Raw genomic sequence first — 23,597 nt, 5'->3', positions numbered from 1 at the left:
CCATGGCAATAGCAAAGCAGCAGTGGCGCGTGTTTGGCGCCTCCGTCACGGGCAAGGCGCATCTGGATAAGGAGATCGCTTGCCAGGATGCGCACGCGCACGCCGTCGTGAACGACGTTTTGGTGGCCATCGTCTGCGATGGCGCCGGTTCGGCCCGCCTCAGCGAGCAGGGCGCGCAGTTTGTCGCGGCGCACACCGTGCAGGCGCTGGCCGGACGGCTGGAGCAGGGCGCCACCGTGCAGGATCTGCATGACGGCGCGCTGGCGGCGACCCTGGCGCAGATCCGCGCCGCGCTCGACGACATCGCCCGCGCCGCCAACGCCACCCTCGACGACTATGCCAGCACGGTGGTGGGCGCGGTCATGGGGCAAGAGGCCGGCTTCTTCTTCCACCTGGGCGACGGCCTGGGCGTGGCGCAACTGATGGACGGCGGCGAACTGATCTCGCTGCCCGCCAACGGCGAATACGCCAACGAAACCTATTTCATCAGTGGCGAGCGCTGGCGCGAACAGCTGCGCCTGCTGGCGATTCCGCAAGCCGTGCGCGGCGTCGTGCTGATGTCGGACGGCTGCATGCCCTTTGCCATGAGCAAGAACAATGCAGCGCTGTACGCGCCGTTCATGGATGCCGTGCAAGGCTATCTGCGCACGGTCGAGAGTATCGAGCTGGGCAATACGGCGCTGGCGTCTACCCTGGCCGACCCGCGCACGCACCAGATCACGGGCGACGACAAGACCCTGCTGCTGGCCTTGCGCGCATGAGCCGGAAGCAGGGAGTCACGCCCGGTCTGAGTCCGGGCGGCAAGATATGGCTGGATAAGGTCCGCAGCCTGGTACTGGGTAAACTCGTCAAGAGCGGCGGCGCGGGCAGCGTGTACCTGTTGCCCGGCGCGTCCGCGCAGGTCGCCAAGCTGTACCACCCGCACCTGGACCGGGCGGCCAACCGGCGCAAGCTCGAAGCGATGCTGGAACTGTCGCCCGAATTGCCCGACCAGCTGGAAAACGGCAAGCGCTACGTGCAGATCGCGTGGCCCCAAGCGGCCGTGTTCGACGGCCAGGGCGGCTTTGCCGGTTTTGTCATGCCCCTGCTGGACATGGCGCAGACGGCCGAGCTGGAACAGATCATGCAGGAGCGGCAAGCGCGCGCGGCGGGCCTGCCCACGGGACTCGGTCCCAAGCTGACCCTGGCCGCCAACCTGGCCGCCGTCCTCGATGCGCTGCACCAGCAGCAGCATTACGTGGTCGACTTAAAACCCGTGAACCTGCGTTTTTACCGCGATTCGTTGTACATCGCCATGCTCGATTGCGACGGTTTCAGCATCCAGGGCCATGCGGAGCGTTTTCCTGCCGAGCAATTCACGGCCGACTACCTGGCGCCGGAATTCCAGCGCAAGGGCATGCCTGCGGGCACGGAAATGGCGCAGGACCGTTTCGCCCTGGCCGTCGTCATCTTCCAGTTGCTCAACTTCGGCATCCACCCGTACAGCGGGCGGCCCGGCAATGCGCAAGTGGCGACCGATATTCCCGGGCGCATCCGCGACGGCTGCTATGCGTATGGCGTCAAACGCCACAAGCAGCTGGCGCCGAACGCCACCAGCGGCCATGCCTTGATGCCGCCGGAATTGCGCGCCATGTTCGACCGCGCGTTTTCCCCATCCTCCACGGCGCAGCGGCCATCGGCGGCCGACTGGGCGCAGTTGCTGCGCGGCTATGCGCAGCGCAGCGGCGGCAAGTTGACAGTGTGCGCCGTGAATCCCGAACACCAGCATTTTGCGGGCCAGGGTTGCGCGGCCTGCGCGCGCGACAAGGTCATCGGGGCGGCCGCGCAGGCTTCGGCTCACGCTTTGGCGCAGGCAAGGCAGGCGCCGCCGCCGCGGCGTCCGCGTACCTTGCCTGGCAACGCCGCGCCGGCGCCGGCCGCGCAAGGGCAGTCCGCCGTGTCGGACACGGGCTGGGTGGTCATCATCATCCTGATTGTGTTCTTCGTGATCGGCTTTGCGATCTGGACCGCCGTACCGGACGATGCGGAAAAGAAGACCGGGCAGCAAGCCACGACGGTGCCCGTAGCCGGGCTGGAACAGCTGGACTGGCATGCGCGCAAGGCCGGTGCATTGCAGCCGTCGGACGTGCGGCGTGCCGTGCGCAACTTGTCGCAAGCCATGGGCAAGGGCGACGATGCCGCCGTCGTGCGGGGCTTGCAACTGCTGTACCGCAGCGAGCGGGAAAAATCGTCGGGCTACAGCGGTGACCTGGCCCGCGCGCGTCTGCGCACCTCGATGATGGAAAGCATGGGCTGGCTGCCCGGCTACCAGTCCAGCTTGTCCGATACCTACCTCGACTTGCTGCAAGCCGATCCGCGCGACCACCTGGCCGCGGCGGCGCTGGCCCGCACGCACCTGAGCCTGAATGAGCCGCAAGCGGCGCGCCAATACTTCGAGCAAGCCGTGTGGGCCCGTCCGACCGATGGCGTGGCCTGGCTCGGCATCGCCGCCACGGCACTGCTGCGCGGCGGCGGGGGCGAGCAGGATGCCGCCAACCTGGTGGCGCTGGCGCAAGTGACGGCGCAGCGCCATACGGCGCAGAATGCCATGCCGGCCGAAGAAGGCGAAGCGGCCGACAACGGCGTCGAGCGCACGGCCAGCCGCATGGAGCGCGCGGCCAATATGCTGCGCCTGGTGCAGCCGGGCGCCTATCCGAAACGCTGGGACAAGGCGCTGGCCGACGGCGCCTTGCTGGCAAAGAAGCTGGCAGCCTTGCCGGCGCCGCCGGACCAGGGCGCCAGCGTGCAGCGCGACACGATGGCCACCGTCGCCTACCGCGTGCTCAATACCGCGCAGGCCAGCGGCGAAAGCCGTCTGACCCTGTCCATCGCTGCCGATGGCAGCCTGACCGCCGCGCGGGCCGAGCAATACATGGAGCCCATGCTCAACAAGGTCATCTTGGATAGCCTGAAGAGCTGGACTTTCAACCCGTCCGTGAAAAATGGACAATTCCAGGACGCCAAGGTGGACGTGCTGGTGCGCTACCGCAATGGCAGTGTCAGCTTCGTGCCGGCGGGCGCGCCCGCCACGGCGGAAAATTAAAGGAATAGCATGAAAATCAAGACCCTATGCGCGCTGCTTGGCGCTTGCTTGCTGACCCCGGGCATGGCGCAGGCGGACATCGTGCAGCGCCAGGTGCTGGCAAGCATGGCCGGCGAACCCGATAGCGAAGGCGGCGATGTGTTCACGATTGCCGGGACGACGGCCTGCGGCGGCAGGCAGATCCGCATGGATGCCCGCTCGGTCAATCTGGACGAGGCGCCGTACGACGCGCTGAAAGCCGAACTGGCCCGCCACATCCGCAGCAAGACGCCCATGCTCGTCACCCTGAAAAAATGCCCCGAGGATGCAAGCGTGCCCATCGTGCGCCAGATCGCCGCCTGCACGCCAGCGGCCTGCGCCGATGGCCGGGCGCGGCTGTATCTGCACGAACATTTCTACCCCATCGAGCAGGAAAAAGCGCCCAACGTGCTGCTGTTGCCCTTGCCGAAAGGCAAGCAGCCTGGCACGTGGAAGGTCGATATCTATAGCCTCGCCGGCCACAAGCTGCGCCTGTCCGGCCAGGTCAACCGGGCCGATTATGCCTCCGGCGAGCTGGTGGGCGGCTATGTCACGTATTACCCGAATGGCAAGATTGAAAAACAGGTGGCGCAGGATGGGCAGGGCCGGCAGCACGGCGTCGGCAGCAAGTATTATCCGGACGGCACCCTGGAGCTGCGCGGCAACTGGCGCCACGGCTTGCCTGAAGGTGAACACCAGTTGTATCACGCCACGGGCAAGCTGCGCGAGACGAGCAGCTACCGCGATGGCAAGCAGCTGGACGGCCCCAAGCAGATCTCGGCTGAAAATGGCAAGCCGAGCACGAGTTATGTACTGCGCGGCGGCAAGATCGAAGGCGAGATGCTCACGTATTTCCCTGATGGAAAAGTGTCCAGCCGCTCCGCAATGAAGGAGGGGAAATACAATGGTTTGACGACAAACTATTACCCTGATGGCGCCGTGCGCGGCACCATGACCTTGCGCAATGACTTGCCCACGGGCGAGGCGCTGGAATTCTATCCGGAGGGTAAGGTGCAAAGCCGCCAGCAGTATGCCGACGATGGCGGCTTGCTGAGCCTGCAGCGCTACAGCCCGCAAGGCGTGCTGGTGCTGGAGCGGCGGTGGGATGCGCAATTGCGCGAGCAGGGCACGTCGCGCTCGTGGTACGAAAGCGGCAAGCCCGAGCAATCGATCGAGTATGTGAACGACCGGCGCCACGGCTGGAGCCGCAGCTGGCGCGAAGATGGCAGCCTGAAAAGCGAATGTCAGTATGTGGCTGGCAAGGCCCAGGGTGCATGCGGCGACGCGCCGCCGGCGCCGGAACTGCAGCGCAAGGAGCAGGCATGGCGCGCCTTGTGAAGCATGTGCTGCTTGCAACGCTGCTGTGGCCGGCGCTGGTCCACGCCGAGATCGAACAGCGGCAAGTGGTCAGCGCGATCCAGACCGAGTCCGGCAAGGGCGGCGGCGACGTGCTGACCCTGGCCGGCGACAACGGTTGCGGCGGGCGCCAGGTGCGCATGGATGCCGTGTCCGTGCACCTGGACGCCGCGCAATACGCGGCCATGAAGCAGCAGCTGGCGCCGTTGATACGCGAGGCGACGCCCTTGCTGATGCGCATCAGATCGTGTCCGGCAGCCGGCGCAGCGCTCGCCATGCCCGAAGTCAGCAAGCTGGGCGGCTGCGAGCCGCAAGCCTGTGCGGACGGCAAGGCGCGCCTGTACCTGAACCACAATCTGACGCGCGGCGAAGTCAAGGAGCATGCGCGCTACGCGCTGGTCGTGCCGCTGCCGGCAGGCAAGACGCCGGGCACCTGGCAAGTCGAGATCTATCATGTGCGCGAAGGCGAGCCGACGCGGCTGATCGGCCAGGTCGACGGCCCCGATTACCTGCGCGGCAAGCTGCTGGGCAACTACAGCATGTATTACCCGCATGGACAGCTGGAAATGCAGGTGGAGCAGGACGGGCGCGGCGTGCAAGAGGGCACGCAGACCCGCTATTACCCGGACGGCCAGGTTTCCATGCGTAGTACGTGGCGCAACGGCGTGCAGGAGGGGGAGGAGCAGACCTATCACCAGAGTGGCAAGCTGATCGAGTCGCGCACCTACCGCAACGGCGCCCGCGCCGATGGTGTGGTGGAAACGTTCGATGAAAACGGCAAGCTGCGTACGCGCATGACGCGGGTCAAGGGCGAGACGGACGGCGAGCTGCTGCTGTTCTATCCGGACGGTGCCGTGGATAGCCGCAGCCAGTACGTGAATGGCATCATGACGGGCCCGGGCATCGGCTATTTCCCGGATGGCAAGGTGCGGCGCACCGCCAACTACGTGGACGGCAAGCCCGCCGGCGACAGCGTTGAATATTATCCGGACGGTAAAGTCGCCAGCAAGCGCACGCACAGCGGTCATTACGTGCTGCGCAGCGAGCAGCGCTTCAGCCGCGCCGGCGTATTGCTCGTGGACAAACGCTGGAACGCGGGCGGGCGCGAGGAGGGCGCATTGCGTTCCTGGTATGCGGATGGCAAGCCGCGCCAGCTGATCGAGTACGTGGATGGCGAACGCCAGGGCTGGACGCGGCATTGGAACGAAGATGGCAGCGTGGAAAGCGAATGCCGCTATGTGGCCGATGTGGCGCAGGGCGAATGTACGGGGGCGTCCGCCAGCATGTCGTACACCGAGGATGGCATCGATCCTCTGATGCCGGAACCGTGACAGGGGCAAGTGATGCGTGGCCAGCCTTCTTGCGAGGCATGGACAGGTAGTGGAAATGACGCCCCAAAGCAGTCGGTCGTCGCGTCAAGAATCGATCTGTTCAATTACTAAATCCGTACACGCAGCCAGCTGAGCCTTAATAAGGGCACTCAAATCAACGTTCACGCCCACATCTTTAACATGTACAAGCGAACCGATTATCAGTTGAAAACAATCGTCGGGGACATCCCTCGTATCGAATTCTGGAGGGGGCGGCGCCAACAAAGCAAGTTCGAGTCCGAGTGCAAAGGCCAGGTACGCCGGATATTCCTCGTATTTTCCGCCTTGATCAGGGCAAAACCTGATTCCGAGTGCCTCGCCCAACACGGCAACGGTCGCTTCGAATGATAGCGTAGGGCGAATGTTCAAGCATCCGCTGAAATTCGTTCCCTTTTGATATAGGTCCATAAGCTCATAAGGAAAAATTTGAGGTTCTATGCGGCAACGGGCAAAGGCTTCGAACCTAAGCATAGCGGACGCGCGGCGTCTCACCTTACAAGCACCCGTCGTTAGAAGCATGGATCGAAGTACTCGGAAGCAGAAGCCTTGGCTCCCTCATTGGCGCACCAAACCGTAACACGGCGCCTGACGTTGACAGCACCAAAACCAGGCCGCCCTTGATTGTTATTTGATCAAATGGATTGGATTGATCCGAAACAAACGTCCACACAGGTTCATGATTTTGCAGCGATTCCAAAACGACTACGCCGATTGAGCCATGTTCCGCAGCCTCTCCGCACTTAACTATGTACTGTCCGCCATACAGCGCTTCTTGCGCCAGAATCGCGACATTGAGCCAACCGCCAAGTTCCTGTTTTTCACGTACTCTGACCATTCTGGTTTCGTGCACTTCGTAGATATCACCATTGCTGCACACGAGGCCATTGTGGCTTCGCACCTCCTGGTTATTCCACTTTGTTGCCATCACTGTCATTGATTCCATATGTAGCAATGGGCGACTGCATGCCCTGAATTAAACAACCTTTATTCTATCGAGCGGCTGCTCTGACGCAAAATCGACTTGCGTTCAGAATCGTTGAAGACGATTGTGTTCTTGCCCGTAAATCCTATTCAACGTCCGCCCCTGGCCGCTTGAAGCCACCTCAAATTCCATACCTGTTCCGAGCAGCGGCCTCAAGCTCAGCCTGCGGCAAGCCTGCTTGCCGCCAAAATTCAAAAAATACTCCAAGGTTTCGGCAGAGGCGCCACTATCCATGGGATGCAAGACGCATATGGCCGTTCTGATTTTCAAAACGTCCGGCTCGTCCGATTGGTCACGCCCGTCGATTGCTCGCCAGAGGCGTACACGCTCGGCGATGACTTCCTCAGCCGTCGCCGCACCGGTGATGTATCGACTCGCCGCAGCGACTGCTGACCTGGCAACCTCAGGCAATTGTGCAGTCACTCTGCCAATAGCCTCGATCATGAATCGCTGAGCTGAAGATTGTTCTGCAGGGTCATCCAGGTCCACCGCGGATGCAATGGCATCAAATAGTCTCTTGTTCAACATTTGCCTTACGTTTCGGTGATTGCGCGATGCCTGCAGCGGGGGGCGCCTGTGGCAAATGGCGTTCCCCCAAGACACAGATCAGGGTCGTACCCTCAGGGTACGCCCCCGGACCTTGCATGGGTTCCATGATGGAAGGGCCTGGTGGCTTACCTGTGCGGCGGCGTCAGTACGCTGGCGATGGCCTTCGGCAACGTTTCCGGATAATCGCGGCTGAAGTGCAGGCCGCGGCTTTCGCGGCGCGACAGGGCGCTGTTGACGATCATCGAGGCCACGTCGACGAGGTTGCGCAATTCCAATAGGTCGTGCGTGATGCGGAAGTTGCGGTAGTACTCGTCGATTTCTTCCTTCAGCAGGGCGATGCGGTGCTGGGCCCGCTCCAAACGCTTGGTCGTGCGCACGATGCCCACGTAATTCCACATGAAGCGGCGCAGCTCGTCCCAATTGTGGGAAATCACCACTTCCTCGTCCGCATCCGTGACGCGGCTTTCATCCCAGTCGGGCAGGTAGGGCGTGCCCAGCTTTTCCTTGCTTTCGATATCCTGCGCGCAGGCGCGGCCGATGACTATGCATTCCAGCAAGGAATTGCTCGCCAGGCGGTTCGCGCCATGCAGACCCGTACAGGCCGTCTCGCCAACCGCATACAGGCCGGGCAAGTCGGCGCGGCCGGACAAATCCGTCACGACGCCGCCGCACGTGTAGTGGGCGGCCGGCACGATGGGAATCGGCTGCTTGGTGATGTCGATGCCCAGTTCCAGGCAGCGCGCGTAGATGGTGGGGAAGTGTTCGATGAGGAATTCGGCCGGCTTGTGGCTGATATCCAGGTGCACGTAGTCGAGGCCGCGTTTCTTGATCTCGAAGTCGATGGCGCGCGCCACCACGTCGCGCGGCGCCAGTTCGGCCCGCTCGTCGTGGGCCAGCATGAAGCGCGTGCCTGCTGCCGCGCCCGCTTCGGGCGGCAGTTTCAGCAAGCCGCCTTCGCCACGGATGGCCTCGGTGATCAGGAAGGACTTGGCGTACGGGTGGTACAAACACGTGGGGTGGAACTGGATGAATTCCATGTTCGACACGCGGCAGCCCGCGCGCCACGCCATGGCAATGCCGTCGCCGCTGGCCGTGTCCGGGTTGGTGGTATATAGATACACCTTGCCGGCGCCGCCCGTGGCCAGCACGGTATGCTCGGCGGCAAAGGTGTGCACCTTGCCCGTTTGCTCATCCTGCACGTACAGGCCGTGGCAATGGGGCTGGGCGTTGCGCTGGGCCGGCTTCATGCCCAGCTTGTCGGAGGTGATCAGGTCGATGGCACAATGGTGTTCGAACAGACTGATGTTCGGGTGGGCGCGCACCTTTTCTTCCAGGGTCACTTGCACGGCGTGCCCCGTGGCGTCGGCCGCGTGGATGATGCGGCGCTGGCTGTGGCCGCCTTCGCGGGTCAAATGAAAACCCAGCTCGGCCGAGGCGTCGCGCGTAAACGGCACGCCTTGCTCGATCAGCCATTCGATGGCTTCGCGGCCGTGCTCGACGATGTAGCGCGTGGCGCTTTCGTCGCACAGGCCGCCGCCGGCGATCAGGGTGTCTTCGATGTGCTGCTGGTGGCTGTCGCCGGAGTCCAGCACGGCCGCGATCCCGCCTTGCGCCCAGTTGCTGGCGCCATCGAGCAGCGCGCGTTTGGAAATGATCGCGACGGTGCGCGTCTCAGCTAAATGCAGTGCAACCGATAAACCCGCCAGGCCACTGCCGACAATCGCTACATCAAATTTCATGACATTTATCTCTTTTAGGGGAAGCATACTATATGCCATTTCCCCCATTCGGTAATGTGTTGAGATAAATTCTGCCAGCGAAAGATAGCTGGGGCCGTAGCTTGTGGCGCATCAATGTCTTCTTGGAACAGTTCGCCATCATGGCAAGACAGCAGCAGGCCGCCCTGTGCGCGGCGTGATGCTTTTTGCCGCAGGAGGAACCGTGATCCGCATCTTCAGCCATTATGTCTCGAAAACAGCGTTTATCTTGCTGTTGCTGGAAATCCTGATCCTGCTGCTGTCGGCCACCCTGACGTCCTTGCTGTGGCTGGCGGACGGCAGCCGCGTGCTGCGCGTGGGCGAGATCTACCTGTCCTCCGCGATCTTTGCGCTGGTCATCGTCCTGAGCATGAGCGCGCTGGGCATGTACCAGCACCGCTCGCGCGAGGACATCCGCAACACCTTGTTGCGCATCCTGCCGTCGTTCGCGCTGGGTTTTGCCGTGCTCAGCGTCCTGATACGCTTTATTCCCGTGCTGCAATTCGGGCGCGGCAGCGCGATGATCTTCGGCCTGGGCGCCATCGGCGTGCTGCTGGCGCGCCTGGTGGTGTTCAAATCCTCGCAATCGGCGCTGATGGAAGGCCGGCTGATCCTGGTGGGTGGCGGGGCGCTGGCGCGCGAATGCATGGACTTGGCGGCGAGCAAGATCGGCTTCCACCAGTTTACCGTCGTCGGCTGCATCGATGTGGCGGGGGAGCAATGCTGCGTGCCGGCCTCGGCCTTGCTGCCGGCAGGCCCTCGCTGCTGGCCATGGCCCAGCGCCATGCCGCGCACGAGATCGTCGTGTCCGTCAGCGACCGGCGCAATGGCGCGTTTCCTGCCAAGCAGCTACTGGAATGCGCATTGGGCGGCGTGAAGGTGATCGACGCGGCCACGTTTTTCGAGCGCGAAGCGTGCCAGATCCGCATCGATTCATTGCAACCCAGCTACCTGATCTATGGCGGCGGCTTCGACCAGAGTTTCTTCCGCGCCGCCTCGAAGCGGCTGTTCGACCTGGCCGCCAGCGCGGTCATCTGCCTGGCCGCGCTGCCCGTGATGCTGGCGACGGCCCTGTGCATCCGCCTGGAAGACGGCGGCCCCGTGTTTTACCAGCAAGAGCGGGTGGGGCGCGACGGTCTGCCTTTCAAGGTGCTGAAATTTCGCAGCATGCGCTGCGACGCCGAGCGCGACGGCAAGCCCATCTGGGCGCTGGACAACGATGCGCGCATCACGCGCGTGGGCAAGCTGATCCGCAAGCTGCGCATCGACGAATTGCCGCAGATGCTCAATGTGTTTCGCGGCGAGATGAGTTTCGTGGGCCCCCGTCCCGAGCGCGCGTATTTTGTCGAGCAGCTGAAGGAGCAGGTGCCGTACTACAACATTCGTCACAATATCAAGCCCGGCATCACGGGCCTGGCGCAGGTGCGCTATCAATATGGCGCCTCCGTCGACGACGCCGTCAAGAAGCTGCAATACGATCTGTATTATGTAAAGAATAACAGCCTGTTCCTTGACTTGCTGATCTTGCTCGACACGGTGCAGGTGGTGCTGTTTGGCAAGGGCAGCCGATGATGCGGGAGCAGTCGGACTGGCTGGCGGCCACCGACGCGGCGGCCCTCAGCCATGGGCTGGCGTCGCTGGCCTTCTTCGCGCTGGCGCTGCTACTGATCAGCAACTGGCGCGCGCGGCAGAACGTGCGCGCCTTGTTGGCCGCTTGCCTGGCGACGGGCGGCTGGGCCACGGGCACGGTGGTGCTGGTGCTGCTGGGGCAGCGCGCCTCGCCGGCCGGCGAGGCGCTCGAGTTGCTGCGCACCCTGGCCTGGCTGGTGTTCTTGCTGCTGCTGATCGAACCGTCGCGGCCCCGCTTGCGCCTGGTGCTGGCCGGCATCGTTCTCACGGCGCTGGCGCCCGGGTTGTCCGCGCTGGCCTCGTCGTGGCTGGCGCTGCCCTTGCCGGCGCGCATCATCGCCAGCGTCAGCCGTTTGCTGCTGGCCGTGCTGGGCATGTTGCTGGTGGAACAATGGTACCGCAACACGCCGTCCTTGAAACGCTGGGGCATCAAGTTTGCGTGCCTGGGCGTGGGTGGCCTGTTTGCCTACGATTTTTATCTGTATAGCGACGCCTTGCTGTTTCGCACGGTCAACGACGACATCTGGGCCGCGCGCGGCATCGTCGACGCCCTGTGCGCGCCGCTGCTGGCCGTCTCGGCCGCGCGCAATCCGGGCTGGGCGCTGGGCCTGTCCGTCTCGCGCCAGATGCTGTACCGCTCGGCCGCCTTGCTGGGGTCGTCCATCTATCTGCTGGCGATGGCGGCCAGCGCCTACTATTTGCGCTATTTCGGCGGCACCTGGGGTTCCCTGATGCAGATGGCCTACCTGGGCGGCGCGGCCCTGCTGCTGGCCGGCGTGCTGTTTTCCGGCAGCCTGCGCGCCAAGCTCAAGGTCACGATCAATAAACATTTTTATAACGCCATCTTCGACTACCGCGAGGAATGGCTGCGGTTTACGCGGGCGCTGTCCGAAAATGGCCCGGCCCTGGGCGAGCGCACGATCCAGGCCATGGCGCAACTGGTGGAAAGCCGCGCCGGCGCGCTGTGGATACGGCGCGAGCAGGGGCAGTTTGCCCCGGCCGCCAGCTGGAACTGGCCGCCCGGCACGTGGAGCGAGCCGGCGCTTGGCCCCTGTGCCAGTTCCTGGAAGCACGGCAATGGGTGATCGACGTGCCCGATTGCCAGCACAACCCGCGCCAGTACGGCGGCTTGCGCTTGCCGCCCGCGCTGCTGGCGCTGCCTGACGTGTGGCTGCTGGTGCCGCTGATGCTGCATGGCCAGCTGTTCGCCTTTGTCGCGCTGGCGCGGCCCCGCACGCGTATCGGCTTGAACTGGGAAATCCTCGACGTGCTGAAAATTGCCGGCAGCCAGGCTGCCAGCTACCTGGCGCACCGCGAATCGCTCGATACCCTGACGGTGGCGCGCCAGTTCGACTCGTTCAACCGCATGTCCACGTTCATCGTGCACGACCTGAAAAACCTGGTGTTTCAATTATCCCTTTTACTCAGCAATGCGGAAAAGCACCGCGCCAATCCCGCCTTCCAGGAAGACATGCTGGGCACCCTTGACCATTCCGTGCAGAAAATGAAAACCCTGCTGCAGAAGCTGGCGCGCGGCGAGGCGCCGGAAGCGCCGGCGCCGCTGCTGCTCGATGGCTTGCTGCGCCAGGCCGTGGCCGCCAAGGCCAGCCTGGCGCCCGCGCCCCGGCTGGAAATCGTCGATGGCGAGCTGACGGTGCTGGCCAACCGCGCGCGGCTGGAAAGGGTGCTGGGCCACCTGATCCAGAACGCCATCGAGGCGACGGCCAGCGATGGCAAGGTGGCCGTGCGGCTGCGGCGGGTACAGCAGATGGCCGTGGTCGAGCTCGACGATACGGGACAGGGCATGAGCGAACAGTTCATCCGCGAGCGCCTGTTCAAACCGTTCGACACGACCAAGACGGCGGGCATGGGCATCGGCGTGTTCGAAAGCCGGGAATACCTGCGCGAGGTGGGCGGCAGCCTGGAAGTGCGCAGCGAACCGCAGGTGGGCACGACGTTCCGCGTGATCCTGCCGCTGCATGCGGCATAGCAAAGGAGTGCCATGGGCAAACAAAAACTGCTGGTCATCGAAGACGATCCCGGCTTGCAAAAGCAGCTGCACTGGAGTTTCGATGGTTACGAGGTCTTGCTGGCGGGCGAGCGCGAGGCGGCGCTGGCGCTGGTGCGGCGCCACCAGCCGGCCGTCGTGACGATGGACCTGGGCTTGCCGCCCGATCCGGACGGCGCCACGGAAGGCCTGGCCACCCTGCAGCAAATCCTTGCGCTGGCGCCGGAGACGAAAGTCATCATCCTCTCGGGCAACCAGGAGCGCGCGCATGCCTTGAAGGCCATCGCGCTGGGTGCCTACGATTTCCACCAGAAGCCGTTCGATGCCGACATGCTGGGCCTGGTCATTGCCCGCGCGTTCTATTTGCACGCGATGCAGCAGGAAAACCGCCGCATGCTGCAGACGCAGGCGGATTCGCCGCTGGCCGGCATCGTCAGCCGCGATCCCGGCATGCTGAAACTGTGCCGCAGCGTGGAAAAGGTGGCGCCCTCGTCGGCCAGCGTGATGCTGCTGGGCGACTCGGGCAGCGGCAAGGAACTGATTGCGCGGGGCCTGCATGCGCTGTCGAGCCGCCATGCGCAACGCTTCGTCGCCATCAATTGCGCGGCCATCCCCGAAAACCTGCTGGAAAGCGAGCTGTTCGGCTATGAGCGGGGCGCGTTTACGGGCGCGGCGCGGCAGACGCTGGGCAAGATCGAACTGGCCCACGGCGGCACCTTCTTTCTCGACGAGATCGGCGACATGCCGATGGCGCTGCAGGCGAAACTGCTGCGCTTCCTGCAGGAGCGAATCATCGAACGTGTGGGCGGACGGGCCGAGATCGCCGTCGACGTGCGCATCGTCTGCGCCACGCACCAGGATGTAAAGGTGCTGGCGGAGCAGGGACGTTTCCGCGAAGACTTGTTTTACCGGCTCAGTGAAATCGTGCTGCGCATTCCGCCCCTGCGCGAGCGGGCCGGCGATGCGGCCTTGCTGGCCCATCATTTCAAGAACAAGTTCTGCGCCAGCGAAGGGCGCGGCAGCCTGCACTTCAGCGCGGGCGCGCTGCAGCTGATCGAAAGCTATGGCTGGCCCGGCAATGTGCGCGAGGTGGAAAACTGCATCAAGCGGGCCGTCATCATGAGCGACGGCCCGCAGATCGCCGCCGACGACCTGGGCTTGCCCGCCAGCGCCCAGGCGGCGCCCCAGGATGAACCGCTGAACCTGCGCCAGGCCCGCGAAGGGGCCGAATACAAGGTGATGGTGCGGGCGCTGGCGCGGGCCGACGGCAATATCGCCAGGGCGGCCGAACTGCTGGGCGTGAGCCGGCCCACGCTGTACGACCTGATGGGCCATCACGGCATCAAGTAGCGTGCGCATACTGATGTGTATCAAATATCAAGATTGTGTAAGGCGACGCACATACGCTGGCGCCGCCGTGGCGCATCCTAGCCTCATCAACAACGAGGAGGCGTCATGAATGCGATCAGTTTATTAATGCAGGACCATAAGGCCGTCAAAGCCCTGTTTGCCCAATATGAAGGCTTGAGCGACCGCTCATTTGCCACCAAGAAAAAGCTGGCCGACCAGATCTGCCAGGAACTGACCGTGCACACGCAGCTGGAAGAGGAAATCTTCTATCCGGCCGTGCGCCGCCCCATCCACGACGGCGATCTGATGGATGAAGCCCTCGTCGAGCACGCGAGCGCCAAGGAACTGATCGCGCAAATTGCCGCGATGGACCCCGCCGACGACCTGTACGACGCCAAGGTCAAGGTCCTGTCCGAGCAGATCGAACACCACGTCAAGGAAGAAGAGGGCGACATGTTTCCCAAGGTGCGCCATACGGCCGTCGACCTCGATGCGCTGGGCCGGGAAATGGCCGCGCGCAAGGAACAGCTGACGGGCGTCGCCGCCTGAACGGCATAAAAAATCAACAACCAAGGGAGTATTTCATGCAAGCTACACAACTGTCCGTATCGGACCTGAACAACCCGGGCGTGTCCTGGGGCGCCGTGCTGGCGGGCGCCGCGGCGGCGGCGGCCCTGTCCTTCATTTTGCTGATCCTCGGCGTGGGCCTGGGCCTGTCGTCCGTGTCGCCATGGTCGTTCAATGCCACGGCCATCGGCGTGTCGACCATCGTCTGGCTGGCCTTCATGCAACTGGCCGCCTCCGGCATCGGCGGCTACATGGCGGGCCGTCTGCGCGTGAAATGGAGTGCCATCCACACGGATGAAGTGCATTTCCGCGATACGGCGCACGGCTTGCTGGCCTGGGCCGTGGCCACCCTGATCACCGTGGCCGTGCTGGCCGGCGGCACGCGCGCCGTCCTGAGCGGCGCCATCGACGCGGGCAGCGGCGTGGCGGCGGCAGTGGCCCCGGCTGCGGCAGTGGCAGGCAATGCGGCAGGCGCCAAGGCGGGCGAGGGCGGCAGCGCCGATCCCCTCGATTATTTCTCGGACATGCTGTTGCGCGCCGCACCCGCTTCTGCTGCCGCCACCGGCATGCCCGCGATGGCGAACCCGGGCGTGACGGTCGCCGACCAGCGCATGGAAATCGGCAAGATCTTCGCCACCAGCCTGTCCAAGGGCAGCCTGGCCGCCGATGACCGTGCCTACCTGGGCCAGGTCGTGGCCAGCCGCACGGGCTTGACGCAGGCTGAAGCGGAAGCACGCGTCGATGCCGTCTACGGCCGCGCCGTGAAAGCCGCCGCCGATACGAAGGCTGCCGCCCAGCAAGCGGCGGAAACGGCCCGCAAGGCCGGCGCCCACACGGCCCTGTGGATGTTCGTCGCCTTGTTGCTTGGGGCTTTTGTCGCCAGCCTGGCGGCAACGTTCGGCGGCCGCCAGCGCGACCATGAGCGCGTGCTGCGCCACGTCACCATCTGAACCCCTACCTATCATATAAATCAAGGAGTCTGCCATGCGTTCCATCCTCTTGCTGCTGCTGGGCATTCCATTGCCCATCGTCATACTGATCGCCCTGTTCGTCCGCTGACAAGGCCCAGACCAGGCCGACATGAGAAAAACCGGCGCCCGCTGCAAGGTGGGCGCCGGTTTTTGCGTGAAAGCGGCCGCATGTGTAAGATGGCGCCATCTTTCCACCGAGACTATCCATGAACGTGAGCACCATCCGTCCCTTGCTGAAAACCGCCGCCATTGCCGCCTTTGCCTGCACGATGCTGGCCGCGTGTTCCACCCTGATCGGCCCGCGCGACGTGAATGTGTCGCTCAGCAAGATGCAGCAAGGCCTGGAGCGCCGCTTTCCCATCGATAAACGGGTGCTGTCCGTGCTGGACGTCAAGCTGACCCATCCGCAACTGTCCCTGCAGCCCGAGCGCGAACGGGTGGCCTTGAGCGTGGACGCCAGCGTGATGCCGCCGTTCATCCGCCAGACCTGGCGCGGCAGCCTGGCCATGTCGGGCCGGCTCGTGCTCGACGCCCAGCGCAACGCCGTGTACCTGAGCGAAGCGAGCGTGGACAAGGTGAGCATCGACGGCATGGACGAGTCGCAGCAGCGCCAGTTCGCCAAGGTCGCCAGCCTGGTGGCCGACCAGCTCATGCATGAAACGCCGATCTACACGTTCAAGCCCGACGAACTGCGTTACGCGGGCGTGCAATTCGTGCCCACGCAGCTCAGGACCACGGGCAATGGCTTGACGGTGACGTTCGAGCCGGTGAAGTAGCGGTGAAGTAGCTCAGGCCTGGAATGCGGACGTGGTGAGCCGCGTGGCCGTGTTATTGCGCGGCGTCGCCTCTTCATGGAACAGGTCCGCCAGGTAGTCGCACAGCGCGTCGGCGCTGATATCGTCGGGGACGATGAAATCGGCGGGCCGGCGCTTGCCTTCCGCGCCGAGATAGTATGCGCGCCACGCACCGGGATTGCCGCGGATGGCGATCAGGGTGCCGAAAACATTGAATTTGAATTCCTGCATCAAACTCCTCCAGTCCGAGAGACAGACGAATAGATAGGCCGTATTGCGGCATAGTAACATTTGCCCATCGGAACACTAGACTTATTTAATGGACATTGTTTCCCCGCCAGCAGGCCGACTATAATCCTGCCTCCCATGCCTGGACACAGCATGTTCCCCAACATGAAGTTAAAACAATTAAAGGAATCTTCGTGAAACGTTCACTCATCAGCGCCGCCTGCTGCGCCTTGTTCGCCTTCTCCTCGCCGTCGTTGTACGCCCAAGCCACCAATGCTGCCGCGCCCGTCTCCGGCATCGACCTGAAAACCCTGGACCCCGCAGTCAGCCCCAAGGATGATTTCTACGGCTACGTCAATGGCGTGTGGACCCGCAATACGGAAATCCCGGCCGACAAATCCGTCTGGGGCACGTATATCGAATTGCGCGAAATCGCGCAAGGCCAGCTGCGCGGCCTGATCGACGCCACCGTCAAGAACCCCGGCAAGCCCGGCAGCGAGGCGCACAAGATCGCCGACCTGTACACGAGTTTCATGAACGACAAGGCGCGCGATGCGGCCGGCTTCAAGCCCTTGAAGGCCGAGCTGGCCCGCGTTGCCGCCATCAAGGACAAGAAGGACTTGCCGGCGCTGTTTGCTTATTTGCAAGGCAATGGCATCCAGACGCCGTTTTCCGCCTATGTGGCGCCCGATGCGCAGGATCCCGAGCGCTACACGGTCAACATCAGCCAGTCCGGCCTGGGCTTGCCCGACCGCGATTACTACCTGAAGCAAGACGACGCCAAGCTGCAAGCCGTGCGCGCCAAATACCTCAAGCATATCGAGACCATGCTGGCAATGAGCGGCGACAAGGCCGCGGCCGAACACGCGGCGCAGATCCTCGACATCGAAACGCGCCTGGCGGCCGTGCAGTGGACGCGCGTGCAGATGCGCGATCCCGTCAAGTCGTACAACCGCGTCGATTTCGACAAGTTCACGGCGCTGGCGCCCGCCTTCGACTGGAACGCCTACTTTGCCGCCGCCGGCCTGGCGAAAAAGGAAAGCTCGGCCGTGGTGCGCCAGCCCAGCTTCCTCAGCGGTTTTTCCGAGACCGTGGCCGCCGTGCCGCTGGCATCGTGGAAGAGCTACCTGAACTGGCGCATCATCGAAAGCTATGCTTCCTACCTGGACAGCGCCACCGTCAAGGAGCGTTTCGCCTTCGACGGCACGGTGCTGCGCGGCGTGCCGCAAAGCGAACCGCAGTGGCAGCTGGCGCTGCGCTTCACGGATAACGCCATCAGCGACGCCGTCGGCAAGCGCTACGTGGACATGTATCTGCCGCCGGAAACCCGGCCCCGCGTGATGGCCATGTTCGACAATTTCGTCGCCTCGTTCAAGGATGGCATCGAGCAGCTGGACTGGATGGGCCCGGAAACCAAGAAGGAAGCCCAGCTCAAGCTGGCCGCCCTGAAACCGAAGATCGCGTATCCCGATACCTGGCGCGACTACAGCAGCATGCGGACGCAGCCGAACGACCTGATCGCCAACGTGCGCGCCTCGCGCGTATGGAGCCGCCAGCAAAACCTGGCCAAGCTGGGCAAGCCCGTCGACCGCGACGAATGGTCGATGACGCCGCAAACCGTCAACGCCAGCTACAGCCCGGCGCTGAACGCCATCACGATCCCGGCCGCCATTTTGCAGCCGCCATTCTTCAACGTGAAAGCGGAAGATGCCGTCAATTACGGCTTGCTGGGCATCACCTTCGGCCATGAGATCAGCCATGCCTTCGACGATTCCGGCAGCCAGTACGATGCCAAGGGCCGCCTGCGCAACTGGTGGACGGCGCAGGACCGCGCGGCCTTCAAGGCGCTGGCAGCAGGGCTCGTCAAGCAGTACGGCGCCTACAGCCCCGTGCCGGGCTACCACATCAATGGCGAGCTGACCCTGGGCGAGAACATCGGCGACAATTCCGGCCTGTCGATCACCTACAAGGCTTACCAGCGTTCGCTGGGCGGCAAGCCTTCGCCCGTCATCGACGGCTTGACGGGCGAACAGCGCCTGTACATCGGCTTTGCGCAGAAATGGCGCGCGAAACTGCGTCCGGAAGCGGCGATCGCCCAGATCAAGAGCGACCCCCATTCGCCGGGCGAATTCCGCGCCAAGGGCACGGTCAAGAACCAGCCCGGCTTTTATGAAGCGTTCGGCATCAAGCCGGGCGACCCGATGTACCTGCCGCCCGAGCAGCGCGTGATCATGTGGTAAATCATGTGGTAAAGCCGTAGGGCAGTCGGGCAACCGCGCCGGGGACTATTCCTTGGCGTGGTTGAGCGTGTACCGGGGCAGCTCCACCGTCAGGTCTTCCTGGGCCAGGCGCGCCTGGCAGGACAGGCGCGAGTGGGGCTGCAAGCCCCAGGCCTGGTCGAGCATGTCCTCTTCATTGTCGCCCAGCTCGTTGAGCGAATCGAAACCCTGCACCACGACCACGTGGCAGGTGGAACAGGCGCCCACCTGGCCGCAGGCATGTTCGATGTCTATCTTGTGAAGCAGCAAGGCGTCGCAAATGCTCATGTTTTCCGGCGCGTCGAAGACGGCGCCTTTCGGGGCCAGCTCGGGATGGGGCAGGACGGTGATTTTTGGCATGCGGGATTCTCCTCGGTTATCCTTCAATGCCGTCACTGTGGACCTTCCCGCCTTGGCAAGGTCAAGCCCCTGCGCGATCCTGTGCGACGATGCACGCGTCGAGATGGTCGAGCAATTGCAAGAACACGCGTTTATCCGCAAAGTGATTCATCGTGGCGCTCGTCAAGACATCGCTGGCCACCGCCGTCACGGCGGCCCTGGCCTGCGCGCAGGCGGCATGCAGCTGCGCGCGATCGAGTTCCAGCAAGGCCGTATCGATGGCTGCGCGCGTAAAATCGTAGGCATCCATACCGCAGCAGCCGGCGACACAATGGGTTTCCAGCAGGCAGATCAGCTGCCACAGTTCCCCCAGCAAGGGATCGATGTCGATCGCCTGGTCATAGCGGCCGTCAAGATCGATGAATTCGATCCAGGCGTCGTCGCCGATCTGGATGTCGTACTGGCGGTCGCGTTCGGTCATTTCTTCAGATTCTCCGGGTCGGTGGCATCGCATTATAAAAAACCGCCCGCAGGCGGTTTTCTTATGGGAACGACAGCCCGGCAGCTAGATAAAGTAGATCAGCGCGATCACGCCCACGACGAGCGCCACGCGGGTGACCTGGTACGCCGTCTTGTTCCACGCCTTGAAGCGGCGGCGGTACTGGCCCATGGTCCAGGAAATCTGGAACAGCTTGCTCACGCCGCCCACCTGGTCGCCCAGTTCGTTGGGCGAGGCGGCGGCCGTCATCAGGGTGCGGCCCAGCCAGCGGTTCAAGCCTTGCGCCCAGCGGTAGCGCATCGGGCGCTCGATGTCGCAGAACAGGATGATGCGGTCGCTGTCGGCATCGTTGCGGGCCCAGTGGATATACGTTTCATCGAACATCACGGCCTGGCCGTCGCGCCAGCTGTGGCGCTCGCCATCGACGTCGATGAAGCAGCGGTCGTCGTTCGGCGTCTGCAAGCCCAGGTGGTAGCGCAGCGAGCCGGCGAACGGGTCGCGGTGCGGGTTGAGCTTGCCGCCTTGCGGCAGTTCCGCGAACATGGCGGCCTTGATCGAGGGAATCGATTGCAGCAGCGCATAGGTTTGCGGGCACATCTGCTGTGCCGACGGGTGGTTCGCGTCATACCATTTCAGGTAGAAACGCTTCCAGCCATACTTGAAGAAGGAATTGAAGCCCACGTCATTGTTCTTCTCGGCCGCCTTGATCTTTTTCATTTCCTGCATGCGCAGCGCTTCATCGCGGATGATTTGCCAGTTCTGCTGCAGCGGTGCCAGTTCCGGGAATTGATCGACGGACAGATAGGGCGTGGCCGGCACCTTGGAAAAGGTGTGCATGAACAGGTTCAGCGGCGCCATGAACGAGGAGTGATCGAAGATCTGGCGGCGAAACGGCAGGCGCACCTTGCCCCGAAAATGAATATGTAAAACAGAAAACACAAAAATGCCCAGCAAGGCCCACTTCATACACAACCTCGTTTTGAAAGAATGGGGCAATTATAACCAGTTAATGCCCCGGCTACCCCGTGCCACGGTGAAGGAAAGATGAAGCGGCGCGCGCTGGCGCTCTGTCCTACAATGGCTTTATTTCATCACTGAAGGGGTAACAATGGAAATCTGGCACGCACCGCTCGACCTGGCCGCCCTCAACGCCGCCAGCGAGGGCACGGCCATGCGCCACCTGGGCATCGAATTCTCGGCCTTCGGCCCCGACTGGATCGAGGCGACCATGCCCGTCGACCACCGCACCATGCAGCCTTTCAAGCTGCTGCATGGCGGCGCGTCCGTCCTGCTGGCCGAAACCCTGGGCAGCATGGCCGCGAATGCCTGCCTGGACAGCCGCCGCCACGTGAGCGTGGGCCAGGAAATCAACGCCAACCACGTACGCGGCGTGCGCGGCGGCCACGTGACGGGGCGCGCCACGCCCATCCACCGTGGCCGCACCAGCCAGGTCTGGGAAATCCGCATCACGGATGATGACGGCAAGCTGTGCTGCATTTCGCGCATCACCATGGCCGTCATCGACGCCCCGGGCGCGGGCTGACACGGCGCTCCTTGACTTGCATCAAGGCACTAAAAGCGAGCGCGTGGAATCATCCATAACGCTGTTCGCTTATAATTCAGTGTGCTGTTGTATGGCGCGGGGTTTCTCCCCGCGCAGCGACATTGCCCGAAATTAGAAGCTGACTGCCCAAAAAACGCCAGTTAGAGACCCATCCTGCGCCATGCGGGAAAGGCAACACGACGGCGAGCAGATCGCTGGCTCTAGCGGAGCCGGCAACAATCAACTTTATACAGGGCAATAACAACAATGATGTCATTCAATCGTTTGACGATAGGCGCGCGCCTGAGCGCAGGCTTCGGGCTGCTGGTGCTGCTGATGCTGGTGCTGGCCGCCTTCGCGCTGCTGCGCATCGGCGCCATCTCCGGCGCCATGGACGCGCAAGAAAAAGTCCAGCTGGAAAAACTCGAACCGCTGTACGTGGCGCGCGAAGCGCTCGACCAGACGGGCCTGGCCGCCCGCAACGCGTATATCTTCCATGACCAGGCCGCCGCCGAAAAAGAACTGGCCATCCTCGACGCCCAGAAGGCGCTGTACCTGGAAGCGCTGGCGAAGCTGGCGCCGCGGTTCGCCGGCGATGCGCAGTTCGAAAAGGTCAGCACGGGCTTGAAAGCCATGGCGCAGGAACTGCAGCGTCCGCGCCAGTTCCGCGCCACGGGGCAGATGGAGCAGTACGGCACCTTCCTCGTCGAGGAATGCAGCCCCCTGCGGCGCCAGATCGTCGCCGACATCGATACGGTGCTGAAAAGCGTGCAGCGCGAATCGGAGCAGGCCAGCGTTGCCGCGCGCGCCATCTACGGCCAGTCGCTGCGCTGGATCGGCGTGCTGGCCGCGCTCAGCGTGCTCATTTGCATTGCGGTCGCCACCGTCATCACGCGGGGCCTGCTGCGCCAGCTGGGCGGCGAACCCGCGTATGCGGCCACGATCGCCGGGCGCATCGCGCTGGGCGAGCTGGCCATCGACGTGCATACGCGCCACGGCGACGACAGCAGTTTGTTGTTCGCCATCAAGACCATGCGCGACAACCTGGCCGCCATCGTCGGCAAGGTAAGGCACGGCACGGAAAGCATCGCCACGGCCTCGACCGAGATCGCCTCGGGCAACCGCGACCTGTCGCAGCGCACGGAGCAGCAGGCCGGTTCGCTGGAGGAAGTGGCGTCATCGATGGAAGAACTGATTTCCACCGTGCGCCAGAATGCGGACAACGCCCAGCAGGCGAACCGCCTGGCGCGCGAAGCGTCGAAGGTGTCGGAGCAGGGCGGCAAGGCCGTGGCCGAAGTGGTGCATACCATGAGCCTGATCAATGCCTCGTCGAACAAGATCGTCGACATCATCGGCGTGATCGACAGCATCGCCTTCCAGACGAACATCCTGGCCTTGAACGCGGCCGTGGAAGCGGCGCGCGCGGGCGAGCAGGGACGCGGTTTCGCCGTGGTGGCGACGGAAGTGCGCAACCTGGCGCAGCGCTCGGCGCTGCCGCGCGCGAAATCAAGGCCCTGATCGACGACTCCGTCAGCAAGGTGGGCACGGGCACGGTGCTCGTCGAGCAGGCCGGTGCCACCATGCATGAGGTGGTGGCCGGCATCGGCAGGGTGACGGGCATCATGGCCGAGATCAGCCACGCCACGCAGGAGCAGGGCGCCGGCATCGAGCAGGTCAACCGCGCCATCGTCGACATGGACCGCGTGACCCAGCAAAACGCGGCCCTGGTCGAGCAGGCCGCCGCCGCCGCGCACGAGCTGCAGCAGCAGGCGGCGCAGCTGGAACAGGAAGTGGGCATCTTCAAGCTGGCCCCGCCGCCGAACGGCCGCCTGCGCCTGGCGGCCTGACGCCGATGGCGCGGCGGCGCGGCGCGCCGGCAGCCATGCGCCAATAGTCCTATTCCGCGCTACAATGAGCGCTGGATCACCGCCAGGACGACTCATGCAAGTGCGCAGCAGCCATGATCTATCCAGCCCGGACGACGACAAGCCGGCGCCGCCCGTGCTGCAGCTGGCCCTTGCCGGTCTCGGCTGGGGCTTGCTCACCTGCATGCTGTGCTTTGCCATCCTGTTCCTCACCAAGTGGCTGCTGCCGCCCGAATACTGGGGCGCGCACACGGGCCTGTCCAAGTTCAAGCGGGAAATGTCGCTGCCGCTGCTGGTGTTCTGGGTCGTCATCTATTCTCCCATCCTGGAAACATTCCTCGGGCAATTGCTGCCGCTGGAAATCCTCAGGCGCCTGGGCGCCAGCCGCCAGCTGAGCATCTTTATCGGCGCCATCCTGTGGGCCATCGTGCA

22 protein-coding genes and 1 pseudogene are annotated in these 23,597 nt (G+C 63.7%); 15 read left to right on the top strand and 8 right to left on the bottom strand.

Annotation, left to right across the window (positions count from 1 at the left end):
• Window positions 1–2: 2 nt before the first annotated feature.
• Genes ACRHIG_RS18930 through ACRHIG_RS18915 form a run of 4 tightly spaced genes read left to right on the top strand, consistent with a single transcriptional unit; the run spans window position 3 to window position 5,787 of the window.
• Entirely contained in the window at window positions 3–761 is a 759-nt protein-coding gene (locus ACRHIG_RS18930; RefSeq protein WP_489627478.1) for a PP2C family serine/threonine-protein phosphatase, read from the top strand.
• Window positions 758–3,082, top strand: coding sequence for a hypothetical protein (locus tag ACRHIG_RS18925; protein WP_489627477.1), 2,325 nt, complete (start codon window positions 758–760; stop codon window positions 3,080–3,082). The genes ACRHIG_RS18930 and ACRHIG_RS18925 overlap by 4 nt, the downstream gene beginning before the upstream one ends.
• A 9-nt stretch (window positions 3,083–3,091) precedes the next feature.
• On the top strand, window positions 3,092–4,438 hold the full coding sequence (locus ACRHIG_RS18920) for a toxin-antitoxin system YwqK family antitoxin (protein WP_489627476.1): 1,347 nt from the start codon (window positions 3,092–3,094) through the stop codon (window positions 4,436–4,438).
• Window positions 4,423–5,787, top strand: a complete 1,365-nt coding sequence (locus ACRHIG_RS18915; protein ID WP_489627475.1) for a toxin-antitoxin system YwqK family antitoxin — start codon at window positions 4,423–4,425, stop codon at window positions 5,785–5,787. Before ACRHIG_RS18920 ends, ACRHIG_RS18915 begins: the two co-directional genes overlap by 16 nt.
• An 84-nt stretch (window positions 5,788–5,871) precedes the next feature.
• Here ACRHIG_RS18915 and ACRHIG_RS18910 read toward each other — a convergent pair whose 3' ends face one another.
• The 4 genes from ACRHIG_RS18910 to nadB form a co-directional block, all read right to left on the bottom strand.
• Window positions 5,872–6,297 carry a hypothetical protein gene (locus ACRHIG_RS18910; RefSeq protein ID WP_489627474.1) on the bottom strand — a complete coding sequence of 142 codons (426 nt, stop codon included), beginning with the start codon at window positions 6,295–6,297 and terminating at the stop codon, window positions 5,872–5,874.
• Window positions 6,298–6,319: 22 nt separating this feature from the next.
• On the bottom strand, window positions 6,320–6,760 hold the full coding sequence (locus ACRHIG_RS18905) for a hypothetical protein (RefSeq protein ID WP_489627473.1): 441 nt from the start codon (window positions 6,758–6,760) through the stop codon (window positions 6,320–6,322).
• Window positions 6,761–6,853: 93 nt separating this feature from the next.
• On the bottom strand, window positions 6,854–7,336 hold the full coding sequence (locus ACRHIG_RS18900) for a hypothetical protein (RefSeq protein ID WP_489627472.1): 483 nt from the start codon (window positions 7,334–7,336) through the stop codon (window positions 6,854–6,856).
• A 146-nt stretch (window positions 7,337–7,482) separates the two neighbouring features.
• The gene (nadB, locus tag ACRHIG_RS18895) at window positions 7,483–9,096 is read right to left on the bottom strand and encodes an L-aspartate oxidase (RefSeq protein ID WP_230538106.1); all 1,614 of its coding nucleotides are present in this window, start codon (window positions 9,094–9,096) and stop codon (window positions 7,483–7,485) included.
• A 202-nt stretch (window positions 9,097–9,298) separates the two neighbouring features.
• Between nadB and ACRHIG_RS18890 the strand changes: the two genes are divergently transcribed.
• From ACRHIG_RS18890 to ACRHIG_RS18855, 8 genes are all read left to right on the top strand, one after another.
• On the top strand, window positions 9,299–9,991 hold the full coding sequence (locus tag ACRHIG_RS18890; protein WP_489627471.1) for a hypothetical protein: 693 nt from the start codon (window positions 9,299–9,301) through the stop codon (window positions 9,989–9,991).
• The gene (locus ACRHIG_RS18885; protein ID WP_489627470.1) at window positions 9,886–10,686 is read left to right on the top strand and encodes a TIGR03013 family XrtA/PEP-CTERM system glycosyltransferase; all 801 of its coding nucleotides are present in this window, start codon (window positions 9,886–9,888) and stop codon (window positions 10,684–10,686) included. The genes ACRHIG_RS18890 and ACRHIG_RS18885 overlap by 106 nt, the downstream gene beginning before the upstream one ends.
• Window positions 10,683–11,828: an XrtA/PEP-CTERM system histidine kinase PrsK gene (gene prsK, locus ACRHIG_RS18880; protein WP_489627469.1), complete on the top strand. Its 1,146-nt coding sequence runs from the start codon at window positions 10,683–10,685 to the stop codon at window positions 11,826–11,828. Before ACRHIG_RS18885 ends, prsK (ACRHIG_RS18880) begins: the two co-directional genes overlap by 4 nt.
• Window positions 11,771–12,733 carry an XrtA/PEP-CTERM system histidine kinase PrsK gene (gene prsK, locus ACRHIG_RS18875; RefSeq protein WP_489627468.1) on the top strand — a complete coding sequence of 321 codons (963 nt, stop codon included), beginning with the start codon at window positions 11,771–11,773 and terminating at the stop codon, window positions 12,731–12,733. The genes prsK (ACRHIG_RS18880) and prsK (ACRHIG_RS18875) overlap by 58 nt, the downstream gene beginning before the upstream one ends.
• Before the next feature lie 12 nt (window positions 12,734–12,745).
• Entirely contained in the window at window positions 12,746–14,101 is a 1,356-nt protein-coding gene (gene prsR, locus ACRHIG_RS18870; protein ID WP_489627467.1) for a PEP-CTERM-box response regulator transcription factor, read from the top strand.
• Between the two features lie 105 nt (window positions 14,102–14,206).
• Window positions 14,207–14,650: a hemerythrin domain-containing protein gene (locus tag ACRHIG_RS18865; RefSeq protein WP_489627466.1), complete on the top strand. Its 444-nt coding sequence runs from the start codon at window positions 14,207–14,209 to the stop codon at window positions 14,648–14,650.
• Window positions 14,651–14,685: 35 nt separating this feature from the next.
• Window positions 14,686–15,618, top strand: coding sequence for a hypothetical protein (locus ACRHIG_RS18860; protein WP_489627465.1), 933 nt, complete (start codon window positions 14,686–14,688; stop codon window positions 15,616–15,618).
• A gap of 227 nt (window positions 15,619–15,845) precedes the next feature.
• Window positions 15,846–16,415, top strand: a complete 570-nt coding sequence (locus tag ACRHIG_RS18855) for a DUF1439 domain-containing protein (protein ID WP_475416377.1) — start codon at window positions 15,846–15,848, stop codon at window positions 16,413–16,415.
• Between the two features lie 12 nt (window positions 16,416–16,427).
• Here ACRHIG_RS18855 and ACRHIG_RS18850 read toward each other — a convergent pair whose 3' ends face one another.
• The gene (locus tag ACRHIG_RS18850) at window positions 16,428–16,664 is read right to left on the bottom strand and encodes a DUF7661 family protein (protein WP_489627464.1); all 237 of its coding nucleotides are present in this window, start codon (window positions 16,662–16,664) and stop codon (window positions 16,428–16,430) included.
• A 191-nt stretch (window positions 16,665–16,855) separates the two neighbouring features.
• On the opposite strand from ACRHIG_RS18850, the gene ACRHIG_RS18845 reads away from it, so the two are divergent.
• On the top strand, window positions 16,856–18,901 hold the full coding sequence (locus ACRHIG_RS18845; RefSeq protein ID WP_489627463.1) for a M13 family metallopeptidase: 2,046 nt from the start codon (window positions 16,856–16,858) through the stop codon (window positions 18,899–18,901).
• Between the two features lie 45 nt (window positions 18,902–18,946).
• Here ACRHIG_RS18845 and fdx read toward each other — a convergent pair whose 3' ends face one another.
• The 3 genes from fdx to lpxO form a co-directional block, all read right to left on the bottom strand.
• Entirely contained in the window at window positions 18,947–19,279 is a 333-nt protein-coding gene (gene fdx, locus ACRHIG_RS18840) for an ISC system 2Fe-2S type ferredoxin (RefSeq protein ID WP_489627462.1), read from the bottom strand.
• Window positions 19,280–19,340: 61 nt separating this feature from the next.
• The gene (locus ACRHIG_RS18835) at window positions 19,341–19,739 is read right to left on the bottom strand and encodes a DUF6331 family protein (RefSeq protein ID WP_489627461.1); all 399 of its coding nucleotides are present in this window, start codon (window positions 19,737–19,739) and stop codon (window positions 19,341–19,343) included.
• A gap of 84 nt (window positions 19,740–19,823) precedes the next feature.
• Window positions 19,824–20,723 (bottom strand): lipid A hydroxylase LpxO, encoded by a 900-nt coding sequence (lpxO, locus tag ACRHIG_RS18830; protein ID WP_070259823.1) that lies wholly within the window; start codon window positions 20,721–20,723, stop codon window positions 19,824–19,826.
• 142 nt (window positions 20,724–20,865) lie between these two features.
• Between lpxO and ACRHIG_RS18825 the strand changes: the two genes are divergently transcribed.
• Both ACRHIG_RS18825 and ACRHIG_RS18820 read left to right on the top strand, forming a co-directional pair.
• Window positions 20,866–21,300, top strand: a complete 435-nt coding sequence (locus tag ACRHIG_RS18825; RefSeq protein WP_489627460.1) for a hotdog fold thioesterase — start codon at window positions 20,866–20,868, stop codon at window positions 21,298–21,300.
• A gap of 267 nt (window positions 21,301–21,567) precedes the next feature.
• Window positions 21,568–23,147 (top strand): annotated as a pseudogene (locus tag ACRHIG_RS18820) (methyl-accepting chemotaxis protein).
• Window positions 23,148–23,597 lie beyond the last annotated feature (450 nt).

This window comes from Janthinobacterium sp. C22 (assembly GCF_057919405.1).
The sequence above is the reverse complement of the archived record's forward strand: the minus strand, read 5'-3'. Positions and strand labels throughout refer to the sequence as shown.